The following is a 12,188-nucleotide window of genomic DNA, read 5'->3' as shown; positions in this document are numbered from 1 at the left end:
TTATGAAGATGGAAATACAGATGAAGATTCTACAAACCATATTGAAGAGGACTGGATATCAGTAATAGAGGTTAGATAAAGATGACTAATTTCTTTGCGCCTTAAAAGGAAACGCATTTATCCCTCACCATTTTGAATTATTATTTGAAAATAAAGGTATTTTTTTCTAAACCACGAATTTTGTTGAACTAAAGAAATTACATAAAATGATTAGAATTAATAAATAACATACGTTGGATGGTGTAACAATGTTCACTTATAAAGAATATGGAGAGATAATACAAAGACTCAGAGATACGGGGCTTCCTTTTTTAGATTATAAAGAGATTACTGAAGAGACAAAAAAATTTGTTATTCTCAGACATGATGTTGAATTCTCATTATCTAGAGCACATAAACTAGCCTATTTTGAGTCGAATCACCTCGAGATTAAATCTTCATATTTTATTCAAATATCGAATAATTGTTATAACCCCTTTTCTGAAGAGAACATACAAATAATAAGGGATATCATTCGTATGGGCCATCGAGTTGGATTACATTATCATTTACCAAAGAATAGCACCCACAACATTGTAGAAGGAATAAAAAAAGAAATAGATATTTTCTCAAATTTTATTGAGACCACGGTAGACCGTTTTTCGTTCCATAGACCGACTAAGTTGGTTTTGTCTTTGGATATAAAAATAGACAACTTAATAAACAGCTATGCTAGCAGATATTTTAACTACTGCTCTGACAATAATTTAATTAATACCAACAAGTCAAAAATATTTTATCTATCGGATTCTCAACATAAGTGGAAATTCGGGTATCCCAGCACAGAGAGGCTTGAAGGTGTAAAACGAATCCAAATTTTAACTCATCCCTACTCTTGGAGTGAGATGGGAGGGGGATCAGATGATAATTTTGAGAACCTTTTCGTGGAGAAAAAGCAAGAGCTTATGAATTCTATGAATGAGGAATGCAGTCATTTTCCTTATGAAAGAATGAAATTATATGAGAATTTAAAATGATTATTGATTTGACTTCAGGGGATTCAACAACGGGCAGGTATGTTATTGTAAATGAGCAAATTATATACTTGACTCTAAAGTACTATGATGGGTATTATTTCCATATATTGATGATTAGGAGAATGGCCGATGTTAATTTTAGAATTAAAACAATCTCACCATCATGGAAAGCGTTAATCCATTCCTAAAAAAATTGGGATGGGTTAACGCTATTCGCGCTTCCCATCCTGCGATATATGAACGCGCAGGACTTAGGTCTAGCGCGTTTTTTATTTTTGTTACAAAAGAAATGGAGGAGTAATAATGGCAATCGTGACAGATTCAAGAGGTAACATTTTTTTGGAATTTATTCGTATCGAGTATGATAAGGTCATTACAAGCACACTGGATGCTCCACTAACACATGCTCTAATTGTGGTGAAGTGCCAAGGAAAGTGCCTATTCATGCATAATAAGTGGAGAAACAATTGGGAACTTCCAGGAGGTATTATTGAAGCTGGAGAGAATGCTGAGCAATGTGTAATTAGAGAATTGTTTGAGGAAACCAATCAAAATATTGACACGGCTGAATTCAAAGGGCTAATGAAGTTTAGACTCCAGCCAAGTTTTCATGGACCTGAACGGACAGAATATGGAGCTCTGTTCATGGGTGAACTGTACCAACTTGATGATTTTGTTGAAAACGATGAAGCTTCTTCAATTATCCTTTGGGATGGTACATCGGAGATTGGTGATATTGCAGAAATAGATAGGAAGTTAATTGAATTCGTATGATACATGATTAAGCTAACGGGAAACGATAGCTCAATAAAATGAATAAAGAGTTATAGGGCTATGAGTGTGCCTCATTGAATTTGTGTTTTTTAGCAAAGGGTTCGGCATCTGTTCTTGTGGATATTAGCATTACGGCCCAATCGATTGGTATAGGGAGTGAAAGTTATGTTTCCAGCATTAAGTCCAATAACAAATGAATATCAAGGTAGATTATTTGTATTTGATGGTGTCGATGGCGCAGGAAAGACCACAATGATTGAGATGCTTGCAGATAAGTTTCGAAACGAAGGTAAAGAAGTTCTCATAACTATGCAGCCAACGCCAGAAATGAGGCAACTGCAGATTTTCAAAACTTTTATTTATGAACCCGACAAACGACATCTTGTCGACTATAATGCGCTGCAGATGTATATGATAGCAGATCGTATCCAACACTATAAAGAAGTCATAGAGCCTGCTCTCCGTAAAGGGGGTTATGTCATTAGTGATCGTTATATTTTTACAATGCTTGCAACAATGGTAGCACGTGGGAATTCGCCAGAACCATGGTTAGAAGAGATACTTCCATCCATCCGTCAACCCCATGCTTCATTTCTTATGGATGTTGATTTAGAAACTAGTATAGCGCGGATAAAACAACGTAAAAGCTTTGAAGATTCCTACGTTGAGCGCGAACACTTGGAGAAGAGTTTGACCAGCTATCGGAGGGTAGGCGAGTGTTACAATATGCATGTGATTTCGTCAGCAGATATAGGAATTGAGGATGCATTTTCTAAAATAGCTTCTATTGTAGATCAATTAGAGGCGAGTAACTATTGATCGCCTGAGGGAAAGGCTGCATTCCTTCACGTACGCGATGCGGTAGCTTTTTTCACTATGTCTCATTACCAATTAAAACTGTAAATCCCAACTTGCCCAATTGTCTGGCACTCTCGAACCCGATCCCTTTATTCCCAACCGTTATCAAAACAGTCTTTTGGTTCATGATTAAGTCTCCTTGAGGTAAAATTTACTTACTGAAGATCACGATACATCTTGGAGTACACTCCAAGTCAAGAGCAAAATTTCAGACTGACGGGTAGGATATAATTGTGCACAATGCAATACAAATGGGAGACTTGACTTGATCGTACTTTTACCGCATTAGGCAACGCAGAAACTGTGAAAGAGCAGCTGATATTGTAATTAAACCAGGGGTAATGTTTAAAACAATACAAATTGGTTGAGCAAAGAGTCCTTAACTAAAGGGAAAAGTTAGTTGAAAAGATATGAGCAATCTGCAGATTAGCAGCCTGCTCATTTTTTTGTTGAGCTGTCGGTGACTTAAATAAGTTTCGTGAATTTGTTCGTTAAGGAAGTGAGATCAACGTGGTTTTACGTATTGGAAGCATAAGTATGTATTTTGACAACTGATCAGTTTAATGACATTAATCAATGGTATAGATGTCCCAATCTCCTTGTTCATTCTGCCGGATCGCATACATCATTTTTACTTCTTCAACCGAATTGGTTGTTGTATCCAGACGTTCACCAAGTACCGTAATATGCACCTGTTTTTTTATAGACGCACTTTTCTCAATGCTTTCAATGCTTGAAAACGTATATTGGAACTGCTCACCATAATAAAAATCCATGGCCTCAGCCAGTTGATCATCGACAAAACCGGATCGGTACAGTTTGTGATCATGCTGCACGAGAGCAGTCAGGTTTGTTTCAAGTACATCCAGAGCGGGGCGCTCGTTTTCGTTTAACGAATCTTTGGCTGATTCTAAGTCAATTGCCAATTCAGCTTTAAAGCTGGAATTCGACGATGGTTTAGCACTCGTATCTTGTGATTTTGTTGTATCGGTAGCTGCATTCTGAGTCGGTATATTTGTCGATGTGCTTTGTTCATCTTTTGGCAGACTTTCTCCACTACATGCCGTCAAAAAAATTAGAGAGACTAATAGTGTAGTCATTACAATTGCTTTTATCACTATATCCCACCTTTTTAAATATTTGTAGATAAGACGCTTCGAAGTATGAAAAAGTTACATTAATAGATGTTACACCTATGGACAGTACAATGGGATCAAGACCAAGTTACCCCGTTTACTGTGATAATGCTGTATACATTACGGGGACCTCCAGAACTTTGAAGGGAAAACGGATTTGGATATGGAAGTAAAGGAAGTACAATATAATAAAATAACATGCTGATTATCACTATCTCGTTTCTTTATATATCTTTCTAGTTCCGAATATAATTGAGGTGCTTAAAACGCAACTTATTCCTCTCTCCTTCAGTGTTGTTACAATAGCTGAACGCCTATCTAGTTAGGTAAAGGAAGCTTTCTAAAAAACATAAGAGTATAAATAATCGACATGAGGTGGTAATGATAACTAGCGTGAAGGAAGTTCTACTCGATCAATTGGCAGCTTGTCATGATGATGAAAGTTGGGTTAAATCGTCTAAAACCATTTTAAATGATATATCAGTTGCTGAGGCAACTTGGAAACCTGATGGTAATTCACATTCCATTTGGGAGATCGCGAATCACCTCATATACTGGAATGAGATGTGGCTATCACGTTTTATGAACGAAGACATATTTGAAAATAGTAATATAAGTAATGAAGAAACTTTTGAAATGGACCTGAAGATGGATGAAGAAAGTTGGCGTAAAACCATTCGACGGTTGAGTAATGGCTTCTCCGAATGGCGTGGCATTATTACTAATTGTGAGGTATCGAAACTGGAAGGAAGAATAGCTTCCTACTTCAATGCACAGTGGTGGAACGTCATTTCAAATTTGTGTATCCATAATGCACATCATATTGGACAAATGATCTTTTTGAAAAAGCTAGTAAGGCTAAACGAGACGGACGACGTACTTGGGTAACTTGTTCAACTAACGGGCAGGTTAGTTAATGACAAGGGAATAACACACCTATATATAATACTTTATCTCTAAAAGGGAGGAGAACAGATTGCATGATATGATGAATAAGAGACAATTTATTGAGATGACAGTTAAAGAACAACGTTCTGTAGTATTTAAGGTTAATAATCAAGATGAATTTTTCCGTGGTGTTTCTAGAGAACTAAATGAGGGCTACCTATTCGTTGAAACAGAAGAAGGTATAAACTTTAAATTTAAAATGGATGACATCATTGAGATTTATGCTATCAAGTCTTCATCTCCAAAGCATAGTGCTATCCAATCCCACAGTTTGATGAAATGTAGTAAGGATGACCTTGAAAACCTTGTACTCCAGTTTGATAGTTTAAATGACGTTGTAAAGAAACAAATTACCTCTTCTTTATCAAAAGTGCTTGGTAGTCAAGTGATCATTTCGAAAATGGATATAACTTCATACAATTTATCCGAAATTGAATTGATTGCTAACACGATAAATGGATATATACTTACTATTAAAACACTGGATATTCGTTCCGAATTACTCGAATCATACAACAATATGGATTTACCTCAACAGATTTGTTTTGGGAAAGGGCTAGATCACAATCTAGAATAAGCTAATGACAAGGTAACGTTTTATTAATCAACTAACGGGAAACTATAGTGAAACGTGAGAGTTGATGAGTCCTTTTAAAGAACTCATAGATAAAGAAGATGATATATACCTTACAAACTCAGGCTGCGCAAGTTAATTAATTACTATAATTACCCATATATTAAATTGATCTGGAAGGATTAAAACAGGGAGAGAACATCATGACAACAAACATAACTGAACAATATTGGAAGTTGTATGCTCAAAAAGAAAACCTGAATTTAGAAGTTCCTGCGGCTTGGATGTTTGGAGATGGATCTAAGGAGATGGGCGATGAATTAGCAAAGCTTGTTGTTGACGGCATAAAAACAGCAACATGTGCTGCATATTGTGTATATGAGTTTGAAAACGAGGAGCCACCTAAACAAGGACAATACGATATTGTATTAGACGGAAGCAATCAACCTGCAGCCATTATCCAATACACCAACGTAGAACTGCTCAAAATGAATGAAGTGTCTGCTGACTTTGCGAAAAATGAAGGTGAAGGCGATTTGAGTTATACATATTGGTATGAAGAGCACGTCAAATTTTTTACGTGGGAGCTTGGTTTATACAATCTTACTTTTAGTGATGATTTAATGTTGGTATGTCAAACTTTTCGAGTCGTTGATACTTTTGCACCAAGAAATTAAACTTACGGGTAACTATAGTTCAATAATACGAAGAAAGCAGCAGATCAATGTGATCGGCTACTTTTGTTCAACTAATAGGCAGGATAGTCAAATATCCAGAAAACAGAGGCTTTTGTACCGACCGTAACAGTTTCCAGAAACTTTTAGAAGGAAGACATATTCCTTTTCTACAGCGTCTACAAAGTCAAAAACCGATAAAAGATATAAGAGAAAACGAATGTCAATACAAATGATACAAGAGATAATTTCCGATCACTATTCCACGCTCGAAACCCGTTAGCCACATATAAAATAATCACTGAAAAGAGAATTATTAAAACGTTTCTCCAAAACAGCAAATTTAAAAGTACAGTTAAGGCAGTCAAACACCATATAACTGTAAACCATATTGGATACTTCGATAAATATTTATAAAGCATGCGTTCCTCCTAAAATCCGTAATGAATTATTGAACTATCTTATTCGTCACTGTTTGATTAATACCTTTATAACAGTACTAGGGGATTTCTTAAAGTGTTTAATTAGTTAATTGCAATCTGCAACTCTCATTAAACTAACGGGAAACAATAGCTCAATAAAACCAACAAAGCAGCTGACCAACGTGATCGGCTGTTTTTATTCAACTAACGGGCAGGTTAATGTAAATAGGATTTCACTTCTTCGCTTGGAACCTTTCCCTGTAATAAACGTTTTATTAAAAACTAGGGTGATTGGGAAGGAAGATGAAATATGAATTTTTTTATTTATCTAGGGATCATTCTCATTTTTGTTTCGGGACTTTGCATTGGAGCATGGACGACTGGTTACCAACAAAGAGGTAATTTTTATTCAGAGTCTAAGGAAGACCGTGAAATAAAGAAGAAAGTTGCTACATGGTCTGCTTTAGCAGGTGTCTGCTCGTTTGCAGTTGTTGGATTGATGTATTTATTCAGCTAACGGGCAGGTTAGTTTAATTTTAGTCACGGAGAAACGTAAAAAAACTAAAAAGGAAGTGGTGACCCAACATTGGCACGCAAAATCTAGGCAGCCCGCAGCGAGGATGTTCGTGGGGCTGCCTAGATTTGTTGTGGCTACAGGTTGTAATTAATGCCTTCGCCAGCGCCTGTGCGGGCGTTTACGTATACATGAGATACGCCTTCAATCCCAGTGACGGGAAATGCGTATACAAGCTTGTTGTTGTGGATCTCCAGCTTTGGTTTACCCGAGGCTTTTACTTTTGGACCGAGTTTCTCAGAGGCTTGCTCCGCTGTCAGCTTCGGGTGAACGGGGAAGGTTTTATTGTAATGGGAATAATAATTAGACGCATCAAAGCTCTTCAACGCACCGGTACGACGATCAAATCGCCATACGACTTTCATCTGCGGAATGGAAACTTGCTCCCGGACCGGAATATACGTGAGATAAATGGAGGTATCTTTTATCTCTTTCGCTACTAATGTCAGACGTTCGTCAGACCAGCGCGCCATCCAGGTGTCCGCAACCGCGACAGCCTGCTTTAAGTCCATAGATTGCTCCACAGCTGCTTCTTTGGGGATCGAACCGTGGCGTGTCACTCGGAGCACGTGTCCGCTTTTACTCAGTGTTGCAATATAGGAGCTGGTTTGTTTTCCATCGGTGTCCGATAACTTGAAATCCATGACTTCTCCGAATTGGGGGCTGCTCCCACCAGAGACCATGTGGACGAATTGCTTACCTGCCCCTTTATTCCAAGCATCGCCCATGAAGATTTTCGCTTTGGCCGCAAGCTCCGTAGCCGTATAAGTGGTTTCACCGGCGAAAACGGTTCCTGGCTTCGGAGGTATGTAAGGATTTTGGTTGTACAGGAATTCGTTAAAGGCTTTATTGCCGTACGTGGAGACAGAGTCGAGTTGAGACAAAGCATCTTCCATTTCGGTCAAAATCTGTTGTATATCTGATAATGAGGAATCAACAGCTTTCTTTCTCATCTGATCGAGATACGGTAGGGCGGTCCTCGCGAACGTTCTCAAACGCTGAATTTGTTCTAATTGATCCGGGTTAAGCGAAATTTCCTTCTCGCTGGCAGGATAGGCCAAGTAACGGCTGCCGTCCGCGATAAACGATTCATATGACCAAGATTGAAAGTTCATTGTAACGGATCCGATCCTTACATATTGCAAGATAAAATTGGCATTTTCAATCGCAGATTGAAGTGCTGCTTGCCGATCTGAAATCGTAGATGCCGCAAGGGACTCCGCAAGCGCATAGTCGAAATCACGCAGGTAGATCGATTGCATATGCGACCAGTATTGCGTATTGTACTGTTGTTGCTGCTCCCATTGCCGATTATTCTGATGCTCCGTATAACTGAAATACGTGCCCGCTAATGTCGTCACGCAAAGCAGACCAATGATGGATTTGGTGAGAACGTTCATGTCTATTAAAACTCCCGTCTTTGTCTTCATAATGCTTATCCACTTTAACAAAGATGAGAATACAGTTTAATGAGTAAATATTGCCAATGCAAATCGCTAGCCCGTTAGGCAATCCTGCACACATGAGACTTATGAAAAGTACATTTGAGGTGGGAGATAGTACCATCAGGACATTAGATTATTCACGTATGCTAGGATATTGAACTAACGGGAAACGGTAGCTTAATACAACTAAGAAAGCAGCGGATCAACATGATCGGCTGCTTTTGTTCAACTAACGGGCAGGATAGATGGAATAAAAAATAACGGCCCCCAATAACGTAGCAGGTTATTAGTCCATTCCTAGTATAAACAACACACATACACTGAACCACGGCTTATGGGGAGGTGTTGTTGTTTGAGTGATCTGAATAGAAAGAAACGTTGTAAAAAGATAACCATAATCGATTGCCCACCAAATGGGAAAAAAAAGTTACGTCGTCTTCAAGTTAATAAAAAATTTATACGAGTGAAGTGTCCTCGGCCTAAGGTGATTGTTAGATCCCGAAAGCTTGTAGGACAGCAATTACTACAAGGAGTTGCGGGAGCAATTGCAGAAGCTGGACCTCAAGGAGTTGCGGGAGCTTTGGGACCCCAAGGACTTGCAGGAATTGTAGGAGCAATTGGCGAACTCGGTCCCCAAGGAATCGCGGGAGCCCTGGGACCCCAGGGACTTGCAGGAGTTGTAGGAGCAATTGGCGAACTCGGTCCCCAAGGAATTGCGGGAGCCCTGGGACCCGAGGGACTTGCAGGGCTTGTAGGAGCAATTGGTGAACTCGGTCCCCAAGGAATTGCGGGAGCCCTGGGACCCCAAGGACTTGCAGGGCTTGTAGGAGCAATTGGCGAACTCGGTCCCCAAGGAATTGCGGGAGCCCTGGGACCCCAGGGACTTGCAGGGCTTGTAGGAGCAATTGGTGAACTCGGTCCCCAAGGAATTGCGGAAGCTCTGGGAGCCCAAGGACTTGCAGGGCTTGTAGGAGCAATTGGCGTACTTGGTCCCGAAGGACCTGCAGGTGTGTCGGGTCCGCAAGGACTGCCGGGTCCGCCGGGTCCGCAAGGTCTGCCGGGACTGCCAGGTCCGCAAGGACTGCCGGGATTACCAGGTCCGCAAGGTCCGCCTGGTCCGGGATGTATCGAACCGCCGCCTGTAGCGACCCAAATCGTCTATGTGAATAAAGCTGGTAACGATCTGACCGCCGACGGATCGGAATGTCTACCATTTTTGACGGTCACGGCTGCGATGGCGTCCATCGTTGATGCAACGCCAACAAAACGGTATGCAATTTCGATTGGTCCGGGTACGTACACGGAACCACTCGTTCATCTGAAGGCCAACGTCCAATTGGTGGGAACGAGTACGTTATTAACGAGATTGGCCATCCCCTTCGACATTGTCGATCCGTCTTGGTTTGAAACCGGGTTCGTGAATGATAACCGTTCGGGCTTTGTGAACCTGACTTTACTAACAGGGCCACTTGATTTTAACTTTGCGACAGCTAGCAGCTTCAGTGGAAAGCTGTTCTTTGTCAGCGTAAATATGACACCTACGCCGGTTTTTACGGCGCTAACCACCTCCGTCAACCAGGTGAATATCCGGGATTCAATGCTTTCCGCAGGATATACGCAAAACGGAATCAATATGGTGATGTTTGCATCCTTCGTCTCCAGCGGAAATATTACGATCAATTCACAGGCTACGACAGATACACAGGTAAATTTAGTTGGCGGTGGAATAAATGGGAACGTTATCGTTAACGTGCAATCTGGTCATATTCCAATCGATCCGTTGAATTTGACCAGCTTTGCGATTACGGAAAACATTTTTAACCCTGACCCGAACTCGGGAAGATTGATAGTAAATGGTGTTAACAACGTTGCGACCCGGGTGCGGGCGACTGTTGACTCGATCCCGATACGTACCCGGGTCACGCTGATCGGAACGGGGACAACGTTAATTCGGGTTGACGATGCGTTCGGATTAGCGTATATACCAGCTAATCCGGCGAACTGGAGTGCTCCCGTTCCCACAACAGTGCAGGAAGCATTGGACCGGATCGCAGCAAAGTTTCCGCCATTTTAAAGTGGTATGTAGTAAGCACTCAAACACTAAGCTAACGGGAAACGATAGTTCAAGCATGGGGCAGTCTGCAGGTTGGGCAGATTGCTTCTTTTTTCGCTATCCTGATGTCAATATGAAAGCTTAGTAAATTTGTCCGTTTAGGAACCCGATTCTTCAACTTTTGACGTATTGGAAGCATAAGTATGTATTAATTTTGGCAAAGGTATGGCTAAATTACATTTCACTCTTTTTCCCCTCCTATTGAGAGGGCTTTTTTTCACTCTAGAAATCGCTGTTTCCAGTACATTACAATTACGCTACAATGGAGTGAATTGGAAGGTGGGGTGAAGATATGAGCAATGAACCGAGTGAGCTGCTGCGTAGTTTGAGATCATTATCTGGGCCGTTCCCTTCTTGGGATATTGAACATTTGCCGGATCGTCCTGGAAAGCTTTTTTTGGATTGGTTGCGAGTGGCGATCGATTCCGATGTAAAGGAACCTCATGCGATGACGATCTCGACGGTGGACCAGGATGGTCGTCCGGATGCGCGTATATTGATTCTGAAGAATGTTGTAGATGACTCGTTTTACTTTGCATCCAGTTCCGAGAGCCAAAAGGGACAGCAGTTGAAAGATAACCCTCACGTAGCACTGACGTTTTACTGGCCTGCGCTCGGAAGACAGATTCGCATTAAGGGAACAGCAGAGGATATGGGAGATGAAGCAGGAGCTGATGATTTCCGGAAACGCTTGGCCGGAGCACGCGCAGTTGCCATGACAGGGCACCAGAGTCAGAAACTGGAGAGCGAGGAAGTACTGGAAAGCTCCATTGAAGCCCAGAAGGAACGGATTCAACGTGACCCAGATGTCGTATCACCTCAATGGCGATTATATGCGGTGAACGCAAAAGAGGTGGAGTTTTGGCAGGGAGATTCAGAGCGGAAGCATGTACGAATTCAATATGTGCTGCAAGGTGGGCTGTGGAAGCAGTACAGGTTGTGGCCTTGATACTACAACGGACCGGACAATACTGAATGAGTTAAAGTGTGTTTTTTAATAATCCCAGGGAGGGACATGTATGAAGACGATTGAAAGCTTTTTTGACCCATTTCCCGTATTGGAAACCGAACGAACTTTGCTCCGGCCACTCACCTATGATGATCTGGACGATATGTACAGCTATTGCTCAGTTCCTGCCGTTTCGGAATTTACTACATGGGAGACGCATCAGAGTAAGGAAGATACCAAGGGTTTTATTGATTTTGTCATGAACCGCTATGAGATGGACAAGCTCGGACCTTGGGGGATTGAGGATAAACGGACCAAAAGGCTGATTGGCAGCTGCAATTATTTAGGCTGTGACAGCAGCAGTATGAGGGTGGAACTGGGTTATGTATTGTCCGATCAGTACTGGAATCAAGGGATCATGACGGAAGTGGTGAACGAAATCATTCAATTTGGATTCGAAGAAGTCGGATTGGAACGAATTCAAGCCAGATGTATGGTGGACAATACAGGTTCGGCCAAGGTGATGGAGAAGGTAGGCATGAAATTCGAGGGTGTCTTGCGAAATTACATGAGAGTCAAAAATGAGCTTCGGGACTTGAAGATGTATGCCATTCTAAAAGAAGATTTTATTCGTCATAAGTAAATGAGTGTTTGAGAGGGTTGTTATCGTTGAGCAAAGGAATGCTATATTTTGTTTTATTTATC

At 41.0% G+C, this 12,188-nt stretch carries 12 protein-coding genes; 10 read left to right on the top strand and 2 right to left on the bottom strand.

The window, feature by feature from the left end; translation table 11 throughout:
* The first annotated feature begins 248 nt into the window (after positions 1-248).
* The 3 genes from AB3N00_RS10450 to tmk all read left to right on the top strand — a co-directional run bounded on the left by AB3N00_RS10450 (position 249) and on the right by tmk (position 2,609).
* Positions 249-1,016, top strand: a complete 768-nt coding sequence (locus AB3N00_RS10450; RefSeq protein ID WP_413034465.1) for a hypothetical protein — start codon at positions 249-251, stop codon at positions 1,014-1,016.
* Positions 1,017-1,319: 303 nt separating this feature from the next.
* A complete protein-coding gene (locus tag AB3N00_RS10445; RefSeq protein ID WP_413034464.1) occupies positions 1,320-1,790 on the top strand; it encodes an NUDIX domain-containing protein in 471 nt (156 codons plus the stop codon).
* Between the two features lie 165 nt (positions 1,791-1,955).
* Positions 1,956-2,609, top strand: coding sequence for a dTMP kinase (tmk, locus tag AB3N00_RS10440; protein WP_413034463.1), 654 nt, complete (start codon positions 1,956-1,958; stop codon positions 2,607-2,609).
* 608 nt (positions 2,610-3,217) lie between these two features.
* Here tmk and AB3N00_RS10435 read toward each other — a convergent pair.
* The gene (locus AB3N00_RS10435; RefSeq protein WP_413034462.1) at positions 3,218-3,766 is read right to left on the bottom strand and encodes a hypothetical protein; all 549 of its coding nucleotides are present in this window, start codon (positions 3,764-3,766) and stop codon (positions 3,218-3,220) included.
* Between the two features lie 411 nt (positions 3,767-4,177).
* Between AB3N00_RS10435 and AB3N00_RS10430 the strand changes: the two genes are divergently transcribed.
* From AB3N00_RS10430 to AB3N00_RS10415, 4 genes are all read left to right on the top strand, one after another.
* Positions 4,178-4,672, top strand: a complete 495-nt coding sequence (locus tag AB3N00_RS10430) for a DinB family protein (RefSeq protein WP_413034461.1) — start codon at positions 4,178-4,180, stop codon at positions 4,670-4,672.
* A 100-nt stretch (positions 4,673-4,772) separates the two neighbouring features.
* Positions 4,773-5,309 carry a hypothetical protein gene (locus AB3N00_RS10425; protein ID WP_413034460.1) on the top strand — a complete coding sequence of 179 codons (537 nt, stop codon included), beginning with the start codon at positions 4,773-4,775 and terminating at the stop codon, positions 5,307-5,309.
* 200 nt (positions 5,310-5,509) lie between these two features.
* On the top strand, positions 5,510-5,983 hold the full coding sequence (locus AB3N00_RS10420; protein ID WP_413034459.1) for an ASCH domain-containing protein: 474 nt from the start codon (positions 5,510-5,512) through the stop codon (positions 5,981-5,983).
* A 729-nt stretch (positions 5,984-6,712) separates the two neighbouring features.
* The gene (locus AB3N00_RS10415) at positions 6,713-6,919 is read left to right on the top strand and encodes a DUF5316 family protein (protein WP_413034458.1); all 207 of its coding nucleotides are present in this window, start codon (positions 6,713-6,715) and stop codon (positions 6,917-6,919) included.
* Positions 6,920-7,053: 134 nt separating this feature from the next.
* Here AB3N00_RS10415 and AB3N00_RS10410 read toward each other — a convergent pair whose 3' ends face one another.
* Positions 7,054-8,376 carry a hypothetical protein gene (locus AB3N00_RS10410; RefSeq protein ID WP_413034457.1) on the bottom strand — a complete coding sequence of 441 codons (1,323 nt, stop codon included), beginning with the start codon at positions 8,374-8,376 and terminating at the stop codon, positions 7,054-7,056.
* Positions 8,377-9,361: 985 nt separating this feature from the next.
* Here AB3N00_RS10410 and AB3N00_RS10405 point away from each other — a divergent pair.
* The 3 genes from AB3N00_RS10405 to AB3N00_RS10395 all read left to right on the top strand — a co-directional run bounded on the left by AB3N00_RS10405 (position 9,362) and on the right by AB3N00_RS10395 (position 12,126).
* Entirely contained in the window at positions 9,362-10,495 is a 1,134-nt protein-coding gene (locus tag AB3N00_RS10405; protein ID WP_413035242.1) for an exosporium leader peptide, read from the top strand.
* A gap of 331 nt (positions 10,496-10,826) precedes the next feature.
* Positions 10,827-11,483 (top strand): pyridoxal 5'-phosphate synthase, encoded by a 657-nt coding sequence (locus AB3N00_RS10400; protein ID WP_413034456.1) that lies wholly within the window; start codon positions 10,827-10,829, stop codon positions 11,481-11,483.
* 70 nt (positions 11,484-11,553) lie between these two features.
* The gene (locus tag AB3N00_RS10395; protein ID WP_413034455.1) at positions 11,554-12,126 is read left to right on the top strand and encodes a GNAT family N-acetyltransferase; all 573 of its coding nucleotides are present in this window, start codon (positions 11,554-11,556) and stop codon (positions 12,124-12,126) included.
* The last annotated feature ends 62 nt before the right edge of the window (positions 12,127-12,188 follow it).

Origin of the sequence: Paenibacillus xylanilyticus (genome assembly GCF_047246825.1) — a bacterium.
Classification (GTDB): domain Bacteria; phylum Bacillota; class Bacilli; order Paenibacillales; family Paenibacillaceae; genus Paenibacillus; species Paenibacillus xylanilyticus_B.
Note: the sequence above shows the minus strand (reverse complement) of the source record. Positions and strands in the feature narration are given on the sequence as shown.

Coding starts and splice junctions, on each gene's coding strand:
- AB3N00_RS10395 (WP_413034455.1), top strand. CDS start 11,554: ATGAAGACGATTGAAAGCTTTTTTGACCCATTTCCCGTATTGGAAACC.
- AB3N00_RS10415 (WP_413034458.1), top strand. CDS start 6,713: ATGAATTTTTTTATTTATCTAGGGATCATTCTCATTTTTGTTTCGGGA.
- tmk (WP_413034463.1), top strand. CDS start 1,956: ATGTTTCCAGCATTAAGTCCAATAACAAATGAATATCAAGGTAGATTA.
- AB3N00_RS10420 (WP_413034459.1), top strand. CDS start 5,510: ATGACAACAAACATAACTGAACAATATTGGAAGTTGTATGCTCAAAAA.
- AB3N00_RS10450 (WP_413034465.1), top strand. CDS start 249: ATGTTCACTTATAAAGAATATGGAGAGATAATACAAAGACTCAGAGAT.
- AB3N00_RS10425 (WP_413034460.1), top strand. CDS start 4,773: ATGAATAAGAGACAATTTATTGAGATGACAGTTAAAGAACAACGTTCT.
- AB3N00_RS10400 (WP_413034456.1), top strand. CDS start 10,827: ATGAGCAATGAACCGAGTGAGCTGCTGCGTAGTTTGAGATCATTATCT.
- AB3N00_RS10410 (WP_413034457.1), bottom strand. CDS start 8,376: ATGAACGTTCTCACCAAATCCATCATTGGTCTGCTTTGCGTGACGACA.
- AB3N00_RS10445 (WP_413034464.1), top strand. CDS start 1,320: ATGGCAATCGTGACAGATTCAAGAGGTAACATTTTTTTGGAATTTATT.